The sequence below is a fragment of the Sphingomonas sp. 3-13AW genome, from assembly GCF_049311085.1.
Taxonomy (GTDB): domain Bacteria; phylum Pseudomonadota; class Alphaproteobacteria; order Sphingomonadales; family Sphingomonadaceae; genus Sphingomonas.
The window spans coordinates 123485-146862 of sequence record NZ_JASNVZ010000008.1; the positions used below are offsets into that span (position 1 = coordinate 123485).

Annotated in this window: 22 protein-coding genes and 1 tRNA gene; 13 read left to right on the forward strand and 10 right to left on the reverse strand. The window is 68.2% G+C overall.

The window, feature by feature from the left end; translation table 11 throughout:
• Nucleotides 1-168: 168 nt before the first annotated feature.
• Nucleotides 169-1404 carry a tetratricopeptide repeat protein gene (locus QP045_RS11000; protein ID WP_422515021.1) on the forward strand — a complete coding sequence of 412 codons (1236 nt, stop codon included), beginning with the start codon at nt 169-171 and terminating at the stop codon, nt 1402-1404.
• A 14-nt stretch (nt 1405-1418) separates the two neighbouring features.
• Here QP045_RS11000 and QP045_RS11005 read toward each other — a convergent pair whose 3' ends face one another.
• From QP045_RS11005 to QP045_RS11025, 5 genes are read right to left on the reverse strand one after another with little or no spacing between them, the layout of a single operon-like run.
• Complete coding sequence (locus QP045_RS11005) at nt 1419-2636, reverse strand: dihydroorotase (protein WP_422515022.1); 1218 nt, start codon at nt 2634-2636, stop codon at nt 1419-1421.
• Complete coding sequence (locus tag QP045_RS11010; RefSeq protein WP_422515023.1) at nt 2633-3622, reverse strand: aspartate carbamoyltransferase catalytic subunit; 990 nt, start codon at nt 3620-3622, stop codon at nt 2633-2635. The genes QP045_RS11005 and QP045_RS11010 overlap by 4 nt, the downstream gene beginning before the upstream one ends.
• 56 nt (nt 3623-3678) lie before the next feature.
• On the reverse strand, nt 3679-4224 hold the full coding sequence (locus tag QP045_RS11015; protein WP_422515024.1) for a hypothetical protein: 546 nt from the start codon (nt 4222-4224) through the stop codon (nt 3679-3681).
• A 52-nt stretch (nt 4225-4276) separates the two neighbouring features.
• Entirely contained in the window at nt 4277-4738 is a 462-nt protein-coding gene (ruvX, locus tag QP045_RS11020; RefSeq protein WP_422515025.1) for a Holliday junction resolvase RuvX, read from the reverse strand.
• Entirely contained in the window at nt 4735-5844 is a 1110-nt protein-coding gene (locus QP045_RS11025; protein WP_422515026.1) for a DUF3089 domain-containing protein, read from the reverse strand. The genes ruvX and QP045_RS11025 overlap by 4 nt, the downstream gene beginning before the upstream one ends.
• A gap of 152 nt (nt 5845-5996) precedes the next feature.
• Between QP045_RS11025 and gatC the strand changes: the two genes are divergently transcribed.
• The 4 genes from gatC (at nt 5997) to QP045_RS11045 (ending at nt 10481) form a co-directional block, all read left to right on the forward strand.
• Complete coding sequence (gene gatC / locus QP045_RS11030; protein ID WP_422515027.1) at nt 5997-6284, forward strand: Asp-tRNA(Asn)/Glu-tRNA(Gln) amidotransferase subunit GatC; 288 nt, start codon at nt 5997-5999, stop codon at nt 6282-6284.
• Nucleotides 6284-7768: an Asp-tRNA(Asn)/Glu-tRNA(Gln) amidotransferase subunit GatA gene (gene gatA, locus QP045_RS11035; RefSeq protein ID WP_422515028.1), complete on the forward strand. Its 1485-nt coding sequence runs from the start codon at nt 6284-6286 to the stop codon at nt 7766-7768. Before gatC ends, gatA begins: the two co-directional genes overlap by 1 nt.
• Before the next feature lie 177 nt (nt 7769-7945).
• Complete coding sequence (gene gatB, locus QP045_RS11040; RefSeq protein WP_422515029.1) at nt 7946-9448, forward strand: Asp-tRNA(Asn)/Glu-tRNA(Gln) amidotransferase subunit GatB; 1503 nt, start codon at nt 7946-7948, stop codon at nt 9446-9448.
• A gap of 109 nt (nt 9449-9557) precedes the next feature.
• Nucleotides 9558-10481 (forward strand): oxygenase MpaB family protein, encoded by a 924-nt coding sequence (locus QP045_RS11045; protein WP_422515030.1) that lies wholly within the window; start codon nt 9558-9560, stop codon nt 10479-10481.
• Between the two features lie 24 nt (nt 10482-10505).
• On the opposite strand, the gene QP045_RS11050 is transcribed toward QP045_RS11045, so the two are convergent.
• Both QP045_RS11050 and QP045_RS11055 read right to left on the reverse strand, forming a co-directional pair.
• Nucleotides 10506-10724 (reverse strand): hypothetical protein, encoded by a 219-nt coding sequence (locus QP045_RS11050; RefSeq protein ID WP_422515031.1) that lies wholly within the window; start codon nt 10722-10724, stop codon nt 10506-10508.
• Between the two features lie 12 nt (nt 10725-10736).
• A complete protein-coding gene (locus QP045_RS11055) occupies nt 10737-10988 on the reverse strand; it encodes a hypothetical protein (protein WP_422515032.1) in 252 nt (83 codons plus the stop codon).
• A gap of 112 nt (nt 10989-11100) precedes the next feature.
• On the opposite strand from QP045_RS11055, the gene QP045_RS11060 reads away from it, so the two are divergent.
• The 8 genes from QP045_RS11060 (at nt 11101) to QP045_RS11095 (ending at nt 17997) form a co-directional block, all read left to right on the forward strand.
• Nucleotides 11101-11185 (forward strand) — tRNA-Leu (locus QP045_RS11060).
• A 68-nt stretch (nt 11186-11253) separates the two neighbouring features.
• Nucleotides 11254-12918 (forward strand): trigger factor, encoded by a 1665-nt coding sequence (gene tig, locus QP045_RS11065; RefSeq protein WP_422515033.1) that lies wholly within the window; start codon nt 11254-11256, stop codon nt 12916-12918.
• Between the two features lie 113 nt (nt 12919-13031).
• Nucleotides 13032-13430, forward strand: coding sequence for a GFA family protein (locus tag QP045_RS11070; RefSeq protein ID WP_422515034.1), 399 nt, complete (start codon nt 13032-13034; stop codon nt 13428-13430).
• A 98-nt stretch (nt 13431-13528) separates the two neighbouring features.
• On the forward strand, nt 13529-14272 hold the full coding sequence (locus tag QP045_RS11075; RefSeq protein ID WP_422515035.1) for a dienelactone hydrolase family protein: 744 nt from the start codon (nt 13529-13531) through the stop codon (nt 14270-14272).
• A 93-nt stretch (nt 14273-14365) separates the two neighbouring features.
• Nucleotides 14366-15283 (forward strand): glycosyltransferase family 2 protein, encoded by a 918-nt coding sequence (locus tag QP045_RS11080; RefSeq protein WP_422515036.1) that lies wholly within the window; start codon nt 14366-14368, stop codon nt 15281-15283.
• A 90-nt stretch (nt 15284-15373) separates the two neighbouring features.
• A complete protein-coding gene (locus QP045_RS11085) occupies nt 15374-16000 on the forward strand; it encodes an ATP-dependent Clp protease proteolytic subunit (RefSeq protein ID WP_422515037.1) in 627 nt (208 codons plus the stop codon).
• A gap of 144 nt (nt 16001-16144) precedes the next feature.
• A complete protein-coding gene (clpX, locus tag QP045_RS11090) occupies nt 16145-17410 on the forward strand; it encodes an ATP-dependent Clp protease ATP-binding subunit ClpX (protein WP_422515038.1) in 1266 nt (421 codons plus the stop codon).
• A gap of 110 nt (nt 17411-17520) precedes the next feature.
• Nucleotides 17521-17997, forward strand: coding sequence for a DUF2141 domain-containing protein (locus tag QP045_RS11095; protein WP_422515039.1), 477 nt, complete (start codon nt 17521-17523; stop codon nt 17995-17997).
• Nucleotides 17998-18051: 54 nt separating this feature from the next.
• Here QP045_RS11095 and QP045_RS11100 read toward each other — a convergent pair whose 3' ends face one another.
• From QP045_RS11100 to QP045_RS11110, 3 genes are all read right to left on the reverse strand, one after another.
• Nucleotides 18052-19506, reverse strand: a complete 1455-nt coding sequence (locus QP045_RS11100; protein ID WP_422515040.1) for a PQQ-dependent sugar dehydrogenase — start codon at nt 19504-19506, stop codon at nt 18052-18054.
• Between the two features lie 92 nt (nt 19507-19598).
• Nucleotides 19599-23057: a transcription-repair coupling factor gene (gene mfd / locus QP045_RS11105; RefSeq protein ID WP_422515041.1), complete on the reverse strand. Its 3459-nt coding sequence runs from the start codon at nt 23055-23057 to the stop codon at nt 19599-19601.
• Nucleotides 23058-23107: 50 nt separating this feature from the next.
• On the reverse strand, nt 23108-23374 hold the full coding sequence (locus QP045_RS11110; protein ID WP_422515042.1) for a succinate dehydrogenase assembly factor 2: 267 nt from the start codon (nt 23372-23374) through the stop codon (nt 23108-23110).
• Nucleotides 23375-23378: the final 4 nt, after the last annotated feature.

The following is a 23378-nucleotide window of genomic DNA, read 5'->3' on the forward strand; positions in this document are numbered from 1 at the left end:
ATCCTTCCGCGTCGCTGCCCGCTTATCGCTGCAAAGGCGCGGGCGCCAGCCTTCGCCGACCGCGCGAGTCCACGATGCGCCGCGACGCGCCCGTCGGGCCCATTAACCAGATCTTATCGCAGGCAGGCGAGGTTGCGCCCGCAAATCAAGGGACGGGAAATGGTGAGAGTGCGGGCGGTCAGGGGCGATGCGACGAGAACCCGCGCCGTGCTTGCCCTGGGTGCCGGGGCGCTGCTGGTCGCGACCGGCTGCACCACCGGTGTCCGCTACGAAATGGCCGCGGTGCCACGCCCGCAGTCGCGGGTCGACCGGTTGACCGACAATGCCGAAGTCGCGCTGGCCGAACGCCGCGGCACGGCGGCGGTGCGCTATGCCGAACAGGCGGTGGCGCTGGCGCCGACGGATGCCCGCTATCGGGCCCTCCTTGGCCACGCCTATCTCCACGCCGGGCGCTTTGCGTCGGCAGCCGAGGCGGCCGCCGACGCGCTCCGCCTCGATCCACGGGAACGGCGCGCGGCACTCGACCTGGCACTTGCGCAGACTGCGCTTGGCGACTGGACGGCGGCGCGGGCGACGCTGACAACCTATGCCCAGATCCTGAGCCCGGCCGACCGCGGCCTCGCGCTCGCGCTGGCTGGGGATCCTTTGGGGGGCGCCGTGCTGATCGGGCAGGAAGCGCGCGGGCCAACCGCCAGTGCGACCGCGCGGCAGAATTTGGCACTGGCGCTGGCGCTCGCGGGCCATTGGCAGGACGCGCAAGCCGTGGCGGCGGTGGACCTTTCCCCGGAGCTGGTCGAGCAGCGCATGCAGCAATGGCGCCGGTTCGTTCAGCCGGTGACGTCGTCGCAGCAAGTCGCAACCCTGCTGGGCATCACGCCGGTCCGCGACCCCGGCCAGCCGGCGGCGCTGGCACTCGTCATGCCGGCCTTGCAGGCGTTTGCAGAGGCGGCCGAGCCGGTTACGCCGGCGGCGCCGGTTGAGACCGCGTCGGTGATGCTTACCGCTGGGGCGAGTGCCGTGAAGTTCGCGCCGCGACGGGAAATCGTCCAGCCGATCGCGCCGCGCGCGCTGGCGGCCGTCGCTACCCCGCGCGCCGTAGTCGCTGCATCCGGTCGCTATTACGTCCAGCTCGGCGCCCATCAGAGCGCGACGATCGCTCGCGTCGCCTGGGATACGGCCCAGCGCCGCCACAAGGCACTGGCAGCGCTCACGCCCTCTGCCGCCAAGGTGCAGGTCGGCGGGTCGAGCCTCTACCGGCTGTCGGTCGGTGGGTTCGCGCAGGCCCAGGCGGCAACGCTCTGCCGACAACTGCAGGCAGAGGGGGGAAGCTGCTTCGTGCGCACCCACGCGGGCGATGCCGTGGCGAGCTGGGCAGGCGGCGGCACGCAGCTCGCCGCCCGCTGAGCAGCGCCGCCTTCCTAGAGGAAGCGGCCGCCCTTCATCACGCGAAGCGCCTTGCCCTGCACGGGCAGGCCGTCGAACGGCGTGTTGCCGGCCTTGGCCGCCATGCGCTCGGCCGAGATCAGCCAGGGGGCGTCGACGTCGGCGATCAGCAGGTCGGCCGGGCTGCCGACGGCCAGCGTGCCGGTTTCGATGCCGAGAACACGCGCCGGGTTGACCGCGAGCAGCGCGAACAGGCGCTCGATCGAAAGGAGTTCGTCCCGCACCAGCCCCAGACCGAAGGCGAGCAGCGTCTCGGCGCCGGCCATGCCCTCGCTCGAATCGGTGAAGGGCAGGCGCTTCTGTTCGGGACCGCGCGGGTCGTGGCCCGAGCAGAGCACGTCCACCGTGCCATCGCGCACCGCGGCAAGCGCCGCCTGGCGATCGCTCTCCGACCGCAGCGGCGGCGAGAGATGGGCAAAGGTGCGATAGTCGTTGAGCGTGTTGTCAGAGAGCAGCAGGTGCGCCGGGGTGATCCCGCAGGTGACCGGCAGCCCGCGCGCCTTGGCCCGACGGATCAGGTCGAAGCCCGCCGCCGTCGTGACCTGGCGGAAATGGAGGCGGGCGCCGGTCTCTTCCACCAGCATCAGGTCGCGCGCGATCGCCAGCGCCTCTGCCATCGAAGGGGCCGCGGGCAGGCCGAGACGAGTCGCGGTCTCTCCGGCGGTGGCGACCGCGTCATCGGTGAGGCCGCCGTCCTCGGCATGGGCGATCACGGTCAGGCCGCAATCATGGGCATAGCGCAGGACCTTGCGCATCACGCCGGAGTTGCTGATCCAGCGGCGGCCGGTCGCGACCGCGCGCGCGCCCGCACTGGCGTTGATCGCCATTTCGGCGAGGTCGGTGCCCTCCAGCCCGCGGGTGGCGGCGGCGATCGGGTGGATCCACAGGTCGGGCTTTCCCGCCTTGGCAGCGCGCTCGACGATGCCGGGATCGTCCAGCACCGGCGACTGGTCGGGCATCAGGCCGACGCGGACGATGCCGCCCGCGCGAAACGCGGCCGGGTCGACCGCGAACACGCCGAGATCGACGATGCCGGGAGCCAGCAGCTTGCCGCGCACATCGACGCGCTCGGCACCTTCGGGGACTGCCACGTCGCCGACGGCGGCGATGCGGTCACCCTCGACCAGCAGCGTGCCGGTGGAGACGCCATGCACGGGGCAGGCGAGCGTCGCGTTGACGAAGGCGAGGGTCATGCCCAGCCCTCCACGCCGCGTTCGCGCCGGGTCAGCACGTCCAGGCAGGCCATGCGGACGGCGACGCCCATCTCGACCTGTTCGGTGATCGCCGAACGCTCGAGGTCGTCGGCGACTTCGGAGGTGATCTCGACGCCGCGGTTCATCGGGCCCGGGTGCATCACCAGCGCGCCGGGCGCCGCGCGCTTCAGCCGTTCGGAGGTGAGGCCGTAGCGCATGTGATACTCGCGGGTGGAAGGAATGAAGCCGCCGTTCATGCGCTCGTTCTGAAGGCGCAGCATCATCACGACCTCGGCCCCCTCAAGCGCGGCGTCGAAGTCGGTGAAGGGCGTGACGCCCATGCGCTCGATCTCCGCCGGCATGAGCGTGGAGGGGGCGACGACGCGCACTTCGGCGGCAAGCGTCGTCAGCGCCAGGATGTTGGAGCGGGCGACGCGGCTGTGCAGGATGTCGCCGCAGATCACGACCTTGCGATGGGCGATCGCGCCGGTGCGGCGGCGGATGGTGAGTGCGTCGAGCAGCGCCTGCGTCGGATGTTCGTGCCAGCCGTCGCCGGCGTTGAGCACGGGGCAGTCGACCTTGCCAGCGATCAGCTTGACCGCGCCCGAGGCGGAATGGCGGATGACGATCACGTCTGCGCGCATGGCGTTCAGCGTGACCGCCGTGTCGATCAGCGTCTCGCCCTTCTTCACGCTCGACTGGGCGGCGTGCATGTTGACGACATCGGCGCCCAGGCGCTTGCCCGCGATCTCGAACGACAGCAGCGTGCGCGTCGAGTTTTCGAAGAACGCGTTGATCTGGGTGATGCCCGCCAGCCGCCGGTCGCTGGTGGCGCGACTCCGGTTGGCTTCGACCCATTTTTCCGCCTCGTCGAGCAGGAACAGGATCTCGTGGGGCTGAAGGCCTTCGATGCCGGTCAGGTGGCGGTGCGGAAACACGGCGCCCCCGGGGATCTGGGCGGCGGGGCTGTGATCGGAAATGTGCATCGAGGGGTTCGCCTAATCCCCGTAGCGGGCACGCGCAAGGCGTGCCCGGCACTGGTTCAGGCGAGGCGCAGCTGCGGGCGGCGGCCGAACACCGACGGCGCACCGGCGGTGAGCGCGAGATAGAGCGCCATCAGGCCGGCGAACCACATCGCGTCGTTGCGGGCGAGCATCCAGACGATCGCCGGGGTGAAGTTCTGGGTCCCGCCCAGCACCATCGCGCTCGCATAGGTCACGACCTCATAGGCGACGAACGCGCCCGCGAGGCCCGCGACCATGCGTGCGAGCGAGAGCGTGCCCGCATTGCCGCGCACCGCATGGGCGACGCCGAAGCCCGCGAGCGCGCTCACCGCGATGGCGAGGCCGCGCAGCAGCGTCATCGGATCGCTCGGATAGCCCAGGAAGCCGAAGCCGATGATCTGGTTGATCGTCCAGGCGCCCAGCACCGCGGCGACGCCGGCACGGCGAGGCAGGGTGAGGGCGGCGGCGGCGGCGAGCGCTGCGAACGGCGTCATGCAAGCGAGCGCGAAGCTGCCCAGCACGGCGGCGCCGTCGATCGCGACGAGCCAGCTGAGATCGCGGGCGGAACTGCTGCGGGTTGCCATCACTGTTGTCCTGTCTGTGTCCGGTGCCCCATAGCGCAGGGGCGAGCGTGCGTCAGCTGTTCACCAGCGCGTCGATTGCGGCCTGCAAAATATGCGCCGCCGCCATTTTGTCCACTGCCTCGGCGCGTTTCGCGCGGCTCATGTCCTGTTCGATCAGCACGCGCTCGACCGCGACCGTCGACCAGCGCTCGTCCCAAAGCAGGATCGGCTGGCCGAGATCGTCGAGGTTGCGGGCAAAGGCGCGAGTCGATTGCGTGCGCGGCGAGTCGCTGCCGTCGAGGTTGAGGGGGAGGCCGACGACGAGGCCGACCGTCTGGCGCTCGGCGATGAGAGCGGCGAGCGCGGCCTTGTCCTTGGTGAACTTGGTGCGGCGGATCAGCAGGGCGGGGCTGGCGAAGCTCCAGCCGGCGTCGCAGGCGGCGGTGCCGATCGTCTTGGTACCGACGTCGAGGCCGAGCAGGCGGCCGCCCTGGGGGAGCGCCGCCCGGAAGGTGGCGGAATCGGTCGTGATCATCGTGCCTGCCATGCCTTCAACCGGCGCGCCGCATCGGCCCGCACGCTGCCCCAGAAGAGGCTGTAGTCGTATACGTGGTAGTTGTTGCCCGGCAGCACATAGTTGCCGACATCGGGCGGGCTGTCGCCGATCAGCAGAAAGCCGCGCGCGTCGCAGCGCGCGCCCACCCGGCCGGGCTCCAGCGCCGCGTCGGTGATCTCGGCATTGGGGAACAGCGTGCCCAAATTGGCGCTGGCGGGTGCGTCGGCGCCCGGCGTGCCGGTGATCGGATTGGTGCAGACGAGCGGCGTGCCCTTGCGCGATGCGCCGGTGAGGCCGGTGGTCGCATCGAAGGTGTCGGTGACGAGGCGCGGGTCGGCGGGCTCGGCAAAGCTCTGCCACGACAGGATGCAGCCGGGCTGGTCGGCCGTGGTGCATTCCGGCAGGCCGAGCGCGGGGAGATCCGCGGTGCGCGACACCGGCCAGCCGACGACATAGGCGGCGACGATGCGGCGGGCGAGCGGCTTGCCCGCTACCCGATCAGCCAGCAGGCGGGTGAGGTGGAGCGAACCCTGGCTGTGCCCGGCGAGCACGATCGGCTGGTCTGCCGGTATCTGTTCCACGAACGAATCGAACGCGCGCAGCACATCGGCATAGGCAAGGTCGAGCGCACGGTCGGCATCCTCGGCAGTGGTCAGGAACGCGCCGAACGTCGCCTGGCGATAGCGCGGAGCCCAGACCTCTCCCATCGCGTTGAAGGCGCTCGCCTGGCCGCGCAGGAACAGCGCCGCGCGCGCGTTCGCTTCCTCGTCATCAAGCGGCGCGTTCCACTGCGTCTTGCGGAGGTAGGAGGTGGGATGGATGAAGAAGACCGCTGCCTCCGCCTTCTGCGGCACGCCCGTTCCCGCCGGCGTCCAGCGCGCGGGATCATTGGCGGTGCCGGGGCGCGCCAGCCACATGTCAGGGCGGGCATAGGCGTCGGGCGCGGGGGCGGGCTGTTCTGCGAAGCGGGCGCTCGGCACCATGCTCCAGCGCAGGATTTCCGCGCCGAACATCCGGTATGCAAAAGTCCCGGCGATCGCAAGCATGACCAGGATTGCCACTCCGTAGAGGAATTTGCGGGCCACGCGGGCTCTCCATTGTGCAGTGCAGCATCGCGCCGGACGACGCAACGTCCTCCCGTTGCGACAAGCGTGCGAGTTGCGCAACCGTCGGGAAGCTTCCGGCAAGAGGCTGGCGCCCGCTTGTGGAGGGGGTGCGGGGATGCTAGCCGCGGACCATGTCCGTAGACACTGCAACCGTGAAGCGCGTGGCGAGCCTCGCCCGCATCGCCATCACCGATGCCGAAGCGGAGCGCCTTGCGCCCGAGCTCGGCAACATCCTCGGCTGGATCGAGCAACTGGGGGAGGTGGATACTTCCTCCGTCGAGCCGATGACCGCCGTGATCCCGAACACGCTGCGCCTGCGCGAGGATGTCGTCACCGACGGCAACATGCGCGACGCGGTGCTCGCCAACGCCCCCCAGGCCGAACATGGCTTCTTCGCCGTGCCCAAGGTGATCGAATAGTGACCGAGCTTACCGACCTGACCGTCGCGGGCATCCGCGACGGCGTGCGCTCCGGCGCCTTTTCCGCGCGCGAAGTCGCCGACGCGTTCGTGACCGCGGTTGCGAACGCAAAGCCGCTCAACGCCTTTCTGGTGGAAACGCCCGAGCACGCGCTTGCCGCCGCCAAGCAGGCGGACGACGCGCGCGCTGCCGGCGAGACGCTGAAGCCGCTGGCCGGCGTGCCGATCGGCATGAAGGACCTGTTCTGCACCAAGGGTGTGACGTCCACCGCGGCAAGCCACATCCTGGAAGGCTTCACGCCGACCTATGAATCGACCGTGTCGCAGCGGTTGTGGGACGCGGGCGCCGGCATGCTCGGCAAGCTCAACATGGACCAGTTCGCGATGGGCTCGTCCAACGAGACCTCTGCGTTCGGCAACGTGATCTCGCCGTGGCGGCGGGGCGGCGGCGACAATGCCCCGCTTGCGCCCGGCGGTTCCTCCGGCGGCAGCTCGTCGGCGATCGCGGCGCGGCTGTGCCCGGCGGCGACCGGCACCGACACCGGCGGCTCGATCCGTCAGCCCGCCGCCTTCACCGGCATCAGCGGCATCAAGCCGACCTATGGCCGCTGCTCGCGCTGGGGCGTGATCGCCTTTGCCTCGTCGCTCGACCAGGCGGGGCCGATGGCGCGCGACGTGCGCGACTGCGCGATCATGCTGGAGGCGATGTCCGGCTTCGACGTAAAGGACTCGACCTCGCTCGACCTGGCCGTGCCGAAGTGGGAGGCGGGGCTTTCGTCCAACCTGGCGGGCAAGCGCGTCGGCATCCCCAAGGAATATCGCGTCGACAATATGCCGGCCGAGATCGAGGCGCTGTGGCAGCAGGGCATCGACTGGCTGCGCGACGCAGGCGCTGAGATCGTCGAGGTGTCGCTGCCGCACACCAAATACGCGCTGCCGGCCTATTACATCATCGCGCCGGCAGAGGCGTCGTCCAACCTCGCGCGCTATGACGGCGTGCGCTACGGCCAGCGCGAGCTGCCCGAGGGCGCGAACCTGCAGGAGATGTACGCTGCGACCCGCGCCGCCGGCTTCGGCGACGAGGTGAAACGCCGCATCATGATCGGCACCTATGTGCTGTCGGCCGGCTTCTACGACGCCTATTATACCCAGGCGCAGAAGGTGCGGACGCTGATCGCGCAGGACTTCGAAAAGGCTTGGGGCCAGTGCGACTTGCTGCTCACCCCGACGGCGCCGTCCGCGGCGTTCGCGCTGGGCGAGAAGTCGGACGATCCGATCGCCATGTACCTCAACGACGTCTTCACCGTGCCGTCGTCGCTCGCCGGCCTGCCGGCGATGAGCGTGCCGGGCGGGCTGGACGCGGGCGGCCTGCCGCTCGGCCTCCAAGTGATCGGCAAGCCGCTCGACGAGCAGGGCGTGTTGAACGCCGGCCTCGCCATCGAGGAGCGCGCCGGCTTCACCGCGCGTCCTGAGGCTTGGTGGTGAGCTTTCCTGATTGGGTGAACGGGCTCGGCGATCTGGCCGGCCTGATCCCCGATCGGGCAGTGAAGCGCGATGACGATCGACCGGCAAAGCGTCGCGCGACGCCGAGGCCGGGCACGAGTACCGAACCCAGGGTGAAGCACCGGCTATTGCATCGCCCAACCCGTGGATTGAAACAAGATGACTGAGTCCACCTACCGCATCCGTGGCGCGACCGGCGACTGGGAAGTCGTGATCGGCCTTGAGGTCCACGCCCAGGTCACCTCCAAGGCGAAGCTCTTTTCGGGCGCCGCGACCGAGTTCGGCGCGGAGCCGAATACGCAGGTGTCGCTGGTCGACGCGGCCATGCCCGGCATGCTGCCGACGCCCAACAAGGAATGCATCCGCCAGGCGGTGCGCACCGGCATGGCGATCGACGCGCAGATCAACAAATGGTCGCGGTTCGATCGCAAGAATTATTTCTACGCCGATCTGCCGCAGGGCTATCAGATCAGCCAGCTCTACCACCCGCTGGTGGGCGAGGGCCGGTTGCTGATCAGCCTGGACGAGAAGGATCCCGACGCCGAGACCAAGGAAATCGGCATCGAGCGCATCCATGTGGAGCAGGACGCGGGCAAGCTGATGCACGACCAGCATCCGACGCGCTCCTATGTCGACCTCAATCGCTCCGGCGTGGCGCTGATGGAGATCGTCAGCCGCCCGGACATGCGCTCCCCCGCCGAGGCCGGGGCCTATGTCCGCAAGCTGCGCACGATCCTGCGCTACGTGGGCTCGTGCGACGGCAACATGGAGGAAGGCTCCATGCGCGCCGACGTGAACGTCAGCGTGCGTCGCCCCGGCGAGCCGTTCGGCACCCGTACCGAGACCAAGAACGTCAACTCGGTCCGCTTCGTCATGGCCGCGATCGAGCATGAGGCACGCCGCCAGGTCGATGTGCTGGAAGAGGGCGGCCGCATCGTCCAGGAAACCCGCCTGTTCGACCCCGACCGTGGCGAGACCCGCTCGATGCGGTCCAAGGAAGACGCGCACGACTATCGCTACTTCCCGGATCCCGACCTGTTGCCGCTGGTGCTCGACGACGCGTTCCTGGAGGAATGCCGCCAGTCGCTGCCCGAGCTGCCGGACGCGAAGCGCCAGCGCTATGAACAGGCGCTGGGCCTGTCCGCCTATAACGCGGCGGTGCTGACGGCAGAGGCGGAGACGGCGCGCTGGTTCGAGGCGCTGCTGGCCGAAAGCGCGCTGGTCCAGAAGAAGAGCGAGAGCGAGGTCGCCAAGGCGACGGCGAACTGGCTGATTTCCGACCTGTTCGGCGCGCTCAACCGCCTGGGCAAGAGCATCGTCGACAGCCCGGTGAGCCCCGCCCAGGGTGCCGAGCTGCTCGGCCTGATCGCTGACGGCACCATATCCAACACGCTGGGCAAGCAGGTGTTCGAGATCATGCTGGAAACCGGCGAGGACGCGGGCAAGATCGTCGCGGAGCGCGGCCTCAAGCAGACCAGCGACACGGGCGCGATCGAGGCGGTGATCGCCGAGGTGATGGCCAACAACGCCGACAAGGTCGCCGAATATCGCGGCGGCAAGGACAAGCTGTTCGGCTTCTTCGTGGGCCAGACGATGAAGGCGATGGCCGGCAAGGCGAACCCCGCCGTGGTCAACGAGCTGCTGAAGAAGACGCTGGGCTAACGCCCTTTCCACCGCCGCCCCGGTTCCCCGCGCTGCCGGGGCGCGGGGGCGGCGGCAGCGGCCGGCTGTCTGCCCGGAACCCTCCGAGCGCGCTGCGCGTCGTCGGGGCATGACCACCGCAGCCGCCCTCACGCTTCCCATGCCGCTCCAGCGCCGTCTCGAGCGGGAAAGTGCCTCGCTGTTCGGCGGCGACGGCATGCCGCAGGTCGACTTCTCCCGTCCGCCGGGCGAGCCCTCGCTGGCCCCCGCGGACTCCGTGTCGTGGCGGGTGTTCAAGAACCCGGTGTCGCTGTTCATCGGCGGGGTCGCGGCCGTCCTCCTCGAACTCGGCGAGCCGCGCGTGCGGTCCGGCGTGTGGGAGCACAGCAGCTTTCGCAGCGATCCGGTGAAGCGCCTGCGCCGCACCGGCCTTGCCGCCATGGTCACCGTCTATGCGCCCGCCAGCGTCGCCCAGGCGATGATCGCCGGGGTGGGCCGCCAGCACGCCCGGGTGCGCGGCACGACGCGTGAGGGCGAGCCGTACGAGGCGATGGATCCCGAATTGCTCGATTGGGTGCAGGCGACCGCGTCCTTCGGCTTCCTGAACGCCTATCACCGGTTCGTACGACCGCTGGACTCCGCCGAGCGCGATTGTTTCTGGCAGGAGGCGCAGCCGGGTGCGCGCCTGTTCGGCGCCACCGGTGCGGTCGACAGCGAAGCGAGCTGGGAGGCGATGCTCGCGGCCATGCTGCCCAGGCTGCGAGCGGCGCCGGAGGTCCACGAGTTCCTGGATATCATGCGGACAGCGCCGGCGTTCCCGCGAGCGCTGCTTCCGGTCCAGCGGCTGCTGCTGCGCGCCGCGGTCGACCTGCTGCCGGCGAGCGCGCGAGAGGTTCTGGAGCTGGGCCCGAAGGCTGGCCTGCCCCGCGGCGGGGCACGGCTGGTGCGGGTCGCGGGCCTGATGGCGGACCGGCTGGTGATCCGCAGCGCGCCGCCCGCGCAGGCGTGCCGGCGCATGGGGCTGCCGGCGGAATGGCTGTACCGCGCCGCGTGATCGCAGCGCGATACAGCCGCGCGGTTACTGCTGGTTCAGGTCCTGGTTCTTGACGACGCCGCCGGTCCCGGCGGTGCCGTCGAACTCGCCGGGCGGGTCCAGCGGCGAGGTGCTGCCGACGTCGGTCCCGAGCCGCTCGACATCGTCGGCGCGGGCCTGCACGGCCTGTTCGATGTCGGTGCGGGTGTCGGTGTCGGCTGCGGGATCGCTGTCGGGATGGGGGCTGCGGTCGCGGTCGCTCATGGGAATTCTCCTCTACGTGTACATGATCGGCTGGCCGGGGGCCGGCGTGATCGCCGGGTCGGTGCCGGGGTTGGGATAGTCGATGTCGGGCCCGGGCGGGCTGATCTCGGGCGGCGGCGCCGTGGGCTGGCCGGGCTCGGTCGGCTGACCCGGCTCGGTCGGCTGCGGCGGTGTCTCTGGCTGCGGCGCGTCCGGGGATCCCGGGTTGCCCGGCGGGGGGGGCGCCTCTGGCGGGGCGGCAGGGATGGGCGGCTCTACGGGCATGATGTCTCTCCTTGCACGCCCTTGAACGCGCTAAGGACGTTGCGGGTTGCCACGACGCTTGCCCCAGTTTCTGTGGCTGCTATAGACGCCGCCGTGCCGGCGGTGTCCGCTAGCGGGCGTGGCGGAACTGGTAGACGCGCTGGATTTAGGTTCCAGTATCGAAAGATGTGGGGGTTCGACTCCCTTCGCCCGCACCAGCTTCGCTCTCGTTGGCGAAGCTCAGGACACCGTGATTCCCGATCCTATTGGACGAAAGCTGTCGAGAATGCAGACTGTCGAGACGTTGAACGAGGGTTTGAAGCGGGCCTACACGCTCACCATCACCGCGGCTGAAATCGACGCCAAGGTCGATGCCGAGGTGAAGCGCGTGTCGCCGCAGATAAAGATGCCCGGCTTCCGCCCCGGCAAGGTTCCGGCGAACCTCGTCCGCAAGATGCATGGCCCTGCGCTCACCCAGGAAGCGCTCAACACCTCGATCCAGGAAGGCGTGCAGACGCTGCTTTCCGAGCAGAAGCTGCGCCCCGCGCTGCAGCCGCAGGTCTCGCTGGATGACGGGTTCGAGCTGGGCAAGGACGCGGTCGTCAAGGTTGAGCTGGAAGTCCTGCCGGACGTCCCGGCTCCCGCGATCGACGGTCTGAAGCTCGAGCGGCTGACCGTTCCGGCCGACGAATCGGCCATCGACGAGCGCATCCAGCAGCTCGCCAGCCAGAACAAGCGCCACGAGGACGCTCCCGAGGATCACGCTGCCGAGACCGGCGACCTGGTCATCATGGACTTCCTGGGCAAGGTCGACGGCGTCGCGTTCGAAGGCGGCACCGGCGAGGGCATGTCGATCGAGATCGGCTCTGGCCGTCTGATCCCGGGCTTCGAGGACCAGCTGGTCGGCGTGAAGAAGGGCGAAGAAAAGACCATCGAGGTCAACTTCCCCGAGGATTATGGCGTCGACACGCTGAAGGGCAAGCCGGCGACCTTCGAGCTGAAGATCACCGACGTGCGCGTGCCGGCGGGCGAGACCGTCGCCGACGACGAGTTCGCCAAGTCGCTGGGCCTGGAAAGCCTGGAGCAGCTGCGCGGCATCCTGAAGGACCAGGCGAGCCAGGAGCTCAACGGCCTGACCCGCACCCACATGAAGCGCAAGCTGCTCGACCAGCTGGCGGCCGACCACGACTTCGAGGTTCCGCCGTCGATGGTCGAGGCCGAGTTCAACCAGATCTGGGCGCAGCTCGAGCACGAAGCGACCCATGAGGCCGATCCGGAGGCCGCCAAGGCCGAGCTGGAGAACGAGCGCGAGGATTACCGCGCGATCGCGGTCCGTCGCGTTCGCCTGGGCCTGCTCCTGTCGGAAATCGGCCAGGCGAACGGCGTCGAGGTCAGCCAGCAGGAAATGCAGCGCCTGATCCTGCAGGCTGCCCAGCAGTATTCGCCGCAGGACCGCGAGCGCTTCATCCAGTACGTCCAGCAGGAGCCGATGGCGGCTGCCCAGCTGCGCGCGCCGCTGTATGAGGACAAGGTCGTCGACTTCCTGTTCGACAAGGCCGAGATCACCGACCGCGAAGTGACCCGCGAAGAGCTGGAAGCCGCGATCGAGAGCGAGGACGGGTTCGCCAGCGGCACCCATGTCCACAACCATGATCACGACCACGACCACGGCGACCACGAGGGTCATGATCATGGGCACGACCACGACCATGACCACGGCACCGAGGAAGCCGCTGCCGAGCCGGTGAAGCCGAAGCGCAAGGCCGCCAAGAAGGTCGAAGCGGCCGACGTCGAGCCGGCTGCTGCCGATGCCGAGGCGGCACCTGTTGCGCCGAAGAAGAAGGCTGCGACCAAGAAGGCTCCGAAGGCGGAAGCCGCTGCCGACGACGCAGCTGCCGAGCCGGCGCCCAAGAAGAAGGCCGCCAAGAAGAAGGCCGACGACGCCGCCTAAGGCGCGTCCGACCGGATCAGGAAAAGGGCTGCAGGTCGACCACGACCTGCAGCCCTTTTTCGTTGGGCGCTGCCGTCGTTGTGGCGGCGACAGGCGAAGCGTAGAAAGCGATCATGGTCGAACGCATCGCCACATGTCGCTGTGAGCAGCTGCAGGCCGTCTGTTCGGGCGAGCCGGTGCGCGTGTCGGTCTGCCACTGCCTCGACTGTCAGAAGCGTAGCGGCAGCGCCTTTGCCGCGCAGGCGCGCTTCCCCGCCGAGTGCGTCACCGTCACCGGCGAGACCACGATCTGGTCGGTTGTCGGCGAGAGCGGTGCGCGCGCGGATTTCCGATTTTGCCCGTGCTGCGGCGCTACGGTCGTCTATGCCAGCACGGCGATGCCAGGCGTTATCGCGGTCGCGGTGGGCGCGTTCGCGGACCCCGGTTTCCCGCCGCCGGCCTTCTCCGGCTACGAAGAACGTCGCCACCCCTGGGCCGTAATTGCCGGCGACACGATCGAGCATTTCGATTGATCGCGCCGCGGCGGCTGCGCCCACTCTCTGTTCCCATCTCCCAAACAGGCTTTATGGCAAGGGCAGCTTTGCCCCCGCACCGGCATGAGGAAATACGGATGATCTTGCGCAGCGACGAGACCCAGGACGTCGATGTACCCGGCGGCGGCGCCATGCGGATGCACCTCTTTCGCCCGGCGATCGAGGGACGCTTTCCGGGCGTGCTGCTGTTTTCGGAGATCTATCAGGTCACCGCGCCGATCCGGCGGCTGGCGGCGATGATCGCGGGCAACGGCTATGTCGTGGCCGCGCCCGAGGTCTATCACGAATATGAGCCGGCCGGCACGGTCCTGGCCTATGATCCGGCGGGCACCGACCGGGGCAATGCGCTGAAGTTCACCAAGCCGGTCGCTGCCTATGATGCCGATGCGCAGGCGGCCGTCGCCGCGCTCCTCCAGCATCCCGCCTGCAATGGCCGGGTCGGCACGTTCGGCGTGTGCCTGGGCGGTCATCTCGCCTATCGCGCCGCGCTCGACCCGCGGGTGTCGGCGGCGGCATGCTTCTACCCTACCGACATCCATTCCGGGACTCTGGGGGAAGGGCGCTCAGACGACAGCCTGGCGCGCATGGCCGAGTTGCAGGCGGAGGTGATGTTCGTCTGGGGCCGACAGGATCCGCACGTGCCGTTCGCGGGACGGGAATCGATCCGCCAGCGCCTGGAGGAAGTCGGCGCCACCTATGCGTGGTACGAGGTGAACGCACAGCACGCCTTCCTGCGCGACGAGGGGCCCCGCTACGATCCAGCGCTGTTCCTGCAGACGATGGCGCTGACGCTGGACTTCTACCGCCGCACGCTGGGGTGAGGTGCAGGGACGGGACACCGGCCGACCTTTTCTACTGGCGGAGGGGCGGGGGGATGGCTAATCGCAGGACAGTAAGACGTTACCGGAACCTGCATGAAAATCGCCATCCTGCTGCCCTGCTATAATGAGGAGGCGGCCATCGCGCAGACGATTGCGGGGTTCCGTGAGGCGCTGCCGGACGCGACCATCTACGTTTATGACAACAACAGCCGCGATCGCACGGTCGCGGTCGCGCAGGCGGCCGGGGCGGTCGTGCGCACCGAGCGCATTCAGGGCAAGGGCGCGGTCGTGCGCCGCATGTTCGCCGACATCGAGGCCGACGTCTATGTCATGGCCGACGGCGACGCGACGTATGACGCCAGCGTCGCGCCGGCGATGGTCGCGCAGCTGGTGACGGAGCAGCTCGACATGATCGTCGGATCGCGCGTTGAGCAGCACCAGGCCGCCTATCGCCGCGGCCACCGGTTCGGCAACCGCGCGATGACCGGCATCCTCGCCCGCCTGTTCGGGCGCAGCTTCACGGACATCTTTTCGGGTTATCGCGTGTTTTCGCGCCGCTTCGTGAAGAGCTTTCCCGCGCTTTCGGCCGGGTTCGAGATCGAGACCGAGATCAGCGTCCACGCGCTTGAGCTCAAGATGCCGGTAGCCGAGGTCGAGACCAGCTATTTCGCGCGGCCGGAAGGGTCGCACTCAAAGCTCAGCACCTATCGCGACGGCTGGCGGATCGCGCGCACCATCGCCACGCTCTACCGCTTCGAGCGGCCGCTGTGGTTCTATGGTGCCGTCGGCCTGGTGCTGGCGGCGGTTGCGCTGCTGCTGGCGGTGCCGCTGGTCGTCACCTATATAGAGACCGGACTGGTACCGCGCTTCCCGACTGCGATCCTCGTCACGGGGCTCATGATCCTTGCGTCGCTGTGCGCCGTGTCGGGGTTGATCCTGGACACGGTGGTGCGCGGACGGGTCGAGGTGCGGCGGCTGGCGTACCTGGCGCATCCGGCCCCCGGCAACTGAACGCCCCGGCGCGGATCGCTCTTGCGGCCCTTGCGCCGAACGATCCGAGCGCCGATGTTGTAATTCGAAAACTCACTAAGCGGGAACCCAATGCAGGACATCCACGACGCGCTCGTCCCCATCGTGATCGAACAGTCGAGCCGCGGCGAGCGCAGCTTCGACATCTTCTCGCGATTGCTGCGTGAGCGCATCATCTTCGTGACCGGCGGGGTCGAGGATCACATGGCGTCGCTCATCACCGCACAGCTGCTCTTCCTCGAGTCCGAGAACCCGAAGAAGGACATCTGGATGTACATCAACTCGCCGGGTGGCGTGGTGACTGCCGGCATGGCGATCCACGACACCATGCAGTATATTCGTCCGCGCGTCGGCACCGTCTGCATCGGCCAGGCAGCGTCGATGGGCTCGTTCCTGCTCGCCAGCGGTGAGCCGGGCATGCGCGTCGCGCTCACCAACGCCCGCATCATGGTCCACCAGCCGTCGGGCGGCGCCCAGGGCATGGCGTCGGACATCGAGATCCAGGCCAAGGAAATCCTGCGCATCCGTCGCCGGATGAACGATCTCTATGCCAAGTACACCGGCAAGCCGCTGGAGGAGATCGAGCGGGCGATGGATCGCGACACCTTCCTCGAAGCGGACGAAGCCAAGGCATTCGGCCTCGTCGACCAGGTGTTCGACAAGCGCCCGGCCCCGACCGAGGAAGCCCCCGCGGCCTGATCCACGGCCGCGAATTGCCCGCACTCGAATCCGGCGGTGCGGGCAAGTCGCTGACATCATGTGTTTTTTATGGATTGCCGGACCGGTGCCCGAGTGTAGACTGTCGGGCGTTGTAACGCGCCAAGGTGCGCGGGAGAGAAGTGAATGACCAAGCTCAGCGGCGGTGACTCCAAGAGCACGCTCTATTGCTCCTTCTGCGGCAAGTCGCAGCATGAGGTGCGCAAGCTCATCGCCGGCCCCACCGTGTTCATCTGCGATGAGTGCGTGGAGCTGTGCAACGACATCATCCGGGAGGAGACCAAATCCGCCCTGGTGTCGAAGAAGGACGGGGGCGTCCCCACGCCGCAGGAGATCTGCGACGTGCTCGACGATTATGTCATCGGGCAGAAGCAGGCCAAGCGCGTGCTCTCGGTGGCCGTCCACAACCACTATAAGCGCCTGAACCACGGCCAGAAGGGCGCCGACGTCGAACTGGCGAAGAGCAACATCCTGCTCGTCGGCCCGACCGGCTGCGGCAAGACGCTGCTCGCCCAGACGCTGGCGCGCATCCTCGACGTGCCGTTCACCATGGCGGACGCGACGACGCTGACCGAGGCCGGCTATGTCGGCGAGGATGTCGAGAACATCATCCTCAAGCTGCTCCAGGCATCCGACTATAATGTCGAGCGGGCGCAGCGCGGCATCGTCTACATCGACGAGATCGACAAGATCAGCCGCAAGGCCGAGAACCCGTCGATCACGCGCGACGTGTCGGGCGAGGGCGTGCAGCAGGCGCTGCTCAAGCTGATGGAAGGGACCACCGCGTCCGTTCCGCCGCAAGGTGGCCGCAAGCATCCGCAGCAGGAATTCCTGCAGGTGGACACGACCAACATCCTCTTCATCTGCGGCGGCGCCTTCTCTGGCCTCGAGAAGATCATCGGCGACCGCCTGCAGGGCAAGTCGATCGGCTTCGGCGCCTATGTGGCTGCTCCCGAGGAGCGCCGCACTGGCGAGGTCCTGCGCCAGACCGAGCCTGAGGATCTGCTCAAGTTCGGCCTGATCCCCGAGTTCGTCGGCCGCCTGCCGGTCATCGCGACGCTCGAGGACCTGGACATCGACGCGCTGGTCAAGATCCTGACCGAGCCGAAGAACGCCCTGGTCAAGCAGTACCAGAAGCTGTTCGACATGGAGGGCGTGCGCCTGAGCTTCAACGACGAAGCGCTGGTGGCGGTGTCCAGAAAGGCGATCGATCGCAAGACCGGCGCCCGTGGCCTCCGCTCGATCCTGGAGGGCATTCTGCTCGACACGATGTTCGACCTGCCCGGAATGGACGGCGTCGACGAGGTCGTCATCGACAAGGACGTGATCGAGGGCCGCAAGGAACCGGTCCGGGTCTACGCCGAAAAGCAGAAGGCCGGCGACGCAGCCTGACCTGCCCGATCCTTCGTAGCAACAACGGAAGCGGGCGCCCGAAACGGCGCCCGTTTCTATATCCAGGCCGCGGTTTCAGGGGGCGCCGCGCCTTTCAGACTGGAGAAACCATGAACGCGACGATCGCAACGCTGCTCGGCCTTGCACTCTTCGCGGCCCCCGCGGCTGCCGAGACACCTGATCCGGGCGCCTGCACGGCGAACACGCCGAACAAGCTGCTGGTGACCGTGCAGGGACTGAAGAACAGCACCGGCAAGGTCCGCGTCCAGCTGTACGACGCGGCCGGCTTCATGAAGAAGGGCCGCTGGTTGGGCCGGGTGGAAGTGCCCGCGTCGCGGGATGGCGTCACCGCCTGCATCGCGGTGCCCGCTCCCGGTAACTATGCCGTCGCCGTCCGCCACGACGCCAACGGCAACGGCAAGTCCGACTGGAACGACGGCGGCGGTTTTTCCCGCGATCCCAAGCTGTCGCTTACCAGCCTTGAGCCGAGCTTTTCCAAGGCGGTCATTCCCCTGCGCGCAGGTACGAACCGGACGACGGTGACGATGAACTATCGCCGCGGCCTGAGCATCGGCCCGGTTCGGTAGAATGCGATCCCGGGTCCACCCCAGGTAGCTTCCTTGGGTGGACGCGAGACCCTGCTAATCGGCCTGGTTCACGCGGAATACGTCACCGCCAGCATCGACCACGTACAGTTCGCCCTGCAGGTCCTCACCGAAGAGGGCGGGGTGGCCAAGTGTGCCTTGGTCCGGTGCAAAGTCCGCCGTACGGCGTTCCAGCACCGCCTCCCGAAGCGTGATCCCGGCAACAATCTTCGATCGTGGTACCGAGAAGATGATGCCGCTTTTATCGGCGAAAACATACTGATCCCGCAGGGAGGCGGCGGAGCCGCGATATACGAAGCCCCCGACTACGCCGCCGCCTTCCGGCCGCGTGTATTCGATCACCGGATCGATCGCGTCCTTGGGAGCCGGCGGGAGGACTACGCTCGTGCCCTCCTTCGCGGGCCAGCCGTAGTTGCCGGCATTTGAGGTCGAGACCAGATTGATCTCTTCCTTTCCGGTTTCGCCCCGATCCGCCACGAGGAGCAGGCCGCTGGTGAAGCTGGCGCCACGGGGATTGCGGAAGCCCTTCGCGATCCTGGCTGCAACGTAGTACCTGGGCGCGGCGCCAGCGTATGGGTCGGGGTTGTTATCGACTCGAAGAAGCTTTCCCAAAATGGATGCATCGCTTTGTGCAGTCCCGGCGGTATCGCGACTGCCGCCTCCGTCGGAGGTGACGACATAGAGCTTTCCATCCGGTCCAAACACCGTGGAAGCGGCATAGTTGTTGGTCGGCTCGTGCACCTCGGCTGCTACCGAAAGGTCAGCCTCGCCGCAGGACGGTGAGAGGAACGTCCCTTGACGGCGACAGGCGGTGATCAAGACACGTCCCTCCCACCCACTGAACACGGCGTAAAAGCGTCCATCGCTCAAGTAGTTGGGCGAGACCGCGATCGCTTGGAGGCCGCGGTCTCCTTCGGTGTCGACCGAGAGTGCCAGGAAAAGCGTCTTCTTTCCGTTGGCAGGATCCAGCGTATAGATGTTCCCGCCGCGTTCTGCGACCAGCAGCATCGTGCTTCCGGGGACGGGCACGATGGCCACCGGATCGACGAAGCCGGTCGCAACACGCGTCAGCCGAATGCCTTCTGTGCTGTTCGAAACGGTCACGCGCAGATCAAGCCTGGTTTGCGCCTGCCCGTCGCTGACTTGCAACTGGACCTCATAGACATTGTCGGCGTTCGCATCGGCCGGAAGGTCGTAGTTCGGCGGGGCGACGAACTTCAGCGTGGCTCCCGACAGGACGAACGCGGCGGCATCGGCCCCGCCCGAGATCGTGAAGGTGAGTGCGCTTCCTTCCGGGTCCGTTGCTGCCGCCGTGTAGGTAAAATCGGAGCTGTTTTCGACGAGGTTTGCGGTTGCCGCCGACGTGAACGCGGGCGCCTTGTTGGCGGGTGGTGATGCCGGCGGCGCGGAATCATCATTGCCGCAAGAATTCAGCATCAGCGCACCCGCGACGGCACCGCCCGCGAGCAGCCAAGAGCGCATCGCACTCATCTTCCAGGCTTCCATTATCCCCCCGAGATTACCTCGTCGGGGGAGGATAGGAGCCAGTCAAATCGGTACGCAAGCGATTTGCAGCGACACCTTTACCCCGCCGCCTTCGCCAGGCCCCGCGAAAGCTGGAGCGCGCCGTGCAGGCGGCTGGCGGGGTCGGGCCAGGCGCGCGAGATCGCGAGCTTCATGTCCGGCCGCAGCTTCGCCGCGCCGCCAAGCCGGTCGACATAGGCCAGCAGATTGGTGACGTTGGGGAAATTATCTTCGTGGAAGGTCACGATCGCGCCGCGCGCGCCGACGTCGATCTTGGCGATGCAGGCGCGCTTGGCGTTGAGCTTGGTCTCGATGAGCTTGAGCAGGTTCTCGGTCGCCTCGGGCAGTTTGCCGAACCGGTCGATGAGCTCGGCCGCGAACGCGTCGATGCCGGCGCGGTCCTCCACGTCGTTGAGGCGCCGATAGAGGCCCATGCGCAGGTCGAGGTCGGGGACATAGTCCTCGGGGATGAGGATCGGCGCGTCGACCGTGATCTGCGGCGAGAACTCCTTGGGCTTGTCGTCGCGCAGACCACCGGCCTTGGCGTCGAGGATCGCCTCCTCCAGCATCGACTGGTAGAGCTCGTAGCCGACTTCCTTGATGTGGCCCGACTGCTCGTCGCCAAGCAGGTTGCCGGCGCCGCGGATGTCGAGGTCGTGGCTGGCGAGCTGGAAGCCCGCGCCCAGCGATTCGAGGTCCGACAGCACCTTCAGCCGCTTGGTCGCAGCCTCGGTCATCTGCCGTTCCGGCGCGGTGTTCATGTACGCATAGGCGCGCGTCTTGGCGCGGCCGACGCGCCCGCGCAGCTGATAGAGCTGGGCCAGGCCGAACTTGTCGGCGCGGTTGATGACCAGCGTGTTGGCGGACGGAATGTCGAGCCCGCTTTCGACGATGGTGGTCGACACCAGCACATCGTAGCGCTTGTCGTAGAAGGCGGACATGCGCTCCTCGACCTCGGTCGGGCTCATCTGGCCGTGGGCGACGACGTAGCGGATTTCCGGCACGTCCTCGCGCAGGAACTTCTCGATGTCCGGCAGGTCGGCGATGCGCGGCGTCACGAAATAGGCCTGGCCGCCGCGATAATGCTCACGCAACAGCGCCTCGCGAATCACCACCGGGTCCCAAGGCATCACATAGGTCCGCACCGCCAGGCGATCGACCGGCGGGGTCTGGATGACCGAAAGCTCGCGCAGGCCCGACATCGCCATCTGCAGCGTGCGCGGGATCGGCGTCGCCGTCAGGGTGAGCATGTGGACGTCGGCCTTCAGCGCCTTCAGCCGCTCCTTGTGCGTGACGCCGAAGCGCTGCTCCTCATCGACGATGACGAGGCCCAGCCGCTTGAAGTCGATCGACTTGGACAGCACCGCATGGGTGCCAACGACGATATCGATGGTGCCGTCGGCCAGGCCCTCCTTGACCCGCTTGGCCTCGGCCGCGGGGACCAGCCGCGACAGGCGGCCGATCTGGATCGGGAAACCCTCGAAGCGCTGGGTGAAGTTCATGAAGTGCTGGCGGGCGAGCAGCGTGGTGGGGCAGACCACTGCGACCTGCATCCCGGCCATCGCCGCCACGAACGCCGCGCGCAGCGCCACTTCGGTCTTGCCGAAGCCGACGTCGCCGACGACCAGCCGGTCCATCGGCGTGCCGGCGGCGAGATCGTCCAGCACGTCGCTGATCGCGCGATCCTGGTCGTCCGTCTCCTGATAGGGGAAGCGGTCGACGAAGGCGGGATAGCCGCTGTGGTCGGGCTCGGCGACTTCGGCCGGGCGCAGCGCACGCTTGGCGGCGGTGGCGATGAGTTCGCCCGCGATCGCCTGGATGCGCTCCTTCATGCGGCTCTTGCGCCGCTGCCACGCCTCGCCGCCCAGCTTGTCGAGCGTCGCACCTTCCTCGCCCGCGCCGTAGCGGGAGAGGACTTCCAGGTTCTCGACCGGCACGTAGAGCTTGTCGCCGCCAGCGTAGGAGAGGGCGACGCAGTCGTGCGGCGCGCGCGACACCGGGATCTGGGTCAGCCCCTCGTAGCGGCCGATGCCATGTTCGGTATGCACCACCAGGTCGCCGGGCGAGAGCGTCGCCAGCTCCTGCAGGAACGCGTCGGTGTTCTTGCGCCGCTTGGCCCGCCGGACCAGCCGGTCGCCCAGCATGTCCTGCTCGGTCAGCACCGCCACATCGGGCGCGGTAAAGCCGTGGTCGAGGGGAAGAACGATCAGCGTCGGTCCACGCTCGGCAGCCCCCAGCGCCTCCTGCCAGCCGTCGGCGGCAATCGCGCCCTTCAGCCCGTGGTCGGCGAGGAGCCCGGTCAGCCGGTCGCGCGCGCCCGGCGAATAGCTGGCGAGGATGGCCTTGCGCCCCTCGCGCTTGAGCTTGGCGAGGTGGGCGACCACCGCCTCATAGACGTTGTTGCCGGCGGTCCGCTCCGGCGCGAAGTCGCGCGGGCCGTCGACGCCGAAGTCGAGCACGGTCGCGCTTTCCGGCTCGTGGAACGGCGTCACCTGATGCGCCGCCGCCGCGTCCAGCCGCTTCGTCCACTCCTCGGCATTGAGGTAGAGCTGGTTGGGGAGCAGCGGGCGGTAGCTGCCGGGGTCGGCCGACTGCGCGCGGGCGCGGTTGGCGTGATAGTCGGCAATGCTCTCGAACCGCGCCTCGGCCGCGCCCGGCACGCCCGCGTCGCGCACGATCACCGCGTCGGCGGGCAGATGCTCGAACAGCGTCTCCAGCCGTTCCTCGAACAGCGGCAGCCAATGCTCCATGCCCGACAGGCGCCGCCCGTCGGAGATCGCCTGGTAGAGCGGATCGCCGGTGGCGGTCGCGCCGAAGGTCTCGCGATAGCGCGCGCGGAAGCGCTTGACGCTCTCCTCGTCGAGCAGCGCCTCGGACGCCGGCAGCAGGGTAAAGCCGTCGACGCGGCCGCTGGTGCGCTGGTCGGCGGGGTCGAAGGTGCGGACGCTCTCGATCTCGTCGCCGAAGAAGTCGAGTCGCAACCCCTGTTCGGAGCCCGAGGGGAAGAGATCGACCAGCCCGCCGCGCACCGCGAACTCGCCGGCGTCGTGGACGGTTTCGACCCGGACATAGCCATTGCCCTGGAGCTGCTCGGCCAGGCGATCGAGCGAGATGCGCTCGCCCGGCGCCAGTCGCGACACCAGCTGGCGGATGCGGAACGGGGTCAGCACGCGCTGGGTAACGGCGTTGACCGTGGTCACCAGCAGGCGCGGCGCCTTGCCGGGGCTCTGGAGGGCGTGGAGCGTCGCCAGCCGCTCCGACATGGCGCGCAGCGTCGGGGAGGCGCGGTCGTAGGGCAGGCAGTCCCAGGCCGGGAAGGACAGGATCTCCAGCTCGGGCGCGAAGAACGGCGCGGTCGCGGCCACCGCCCGCATCGCCGCCTCGTCCGGGGCCACATAAACCACCCCGCCGGTGCTTCCCCGTGCCAGATCGGCGAGCAGGCTGGGCAGGAACCCCGCCGGCACGCCCGAAAGCGTGAGCGGGCGGCTGGCGGACAGGATGGTCTGGAGATCGGGCATGTCGGGCGAAGGCATTCCGTTCGGTCTGGGACTTGGGAAGGCGGGTGGCCTTAGCGGGCGATCGGCACGTAGGTGAGGGTCTTGAGCGCTGCCATCACCGGCCCGTCGAACTGCGGCGGCACGGGCTGCGTTCCCATCGCCCAGGCCATGATGTCGACGTCCTGTTCTTCAAGGAAGACCTCGAACCACTCGATCTCCGCGTCGGTCCAGCTTTCGCCATGCGCGTCGAAGAAGCCGCCGATCATCAGGTCGGCTTCCTTGGTGCCGCGATGCCATGCGCGGAAGCGCAGGCGCTTGAGACGGGTTTCGCGGTCCATGGAA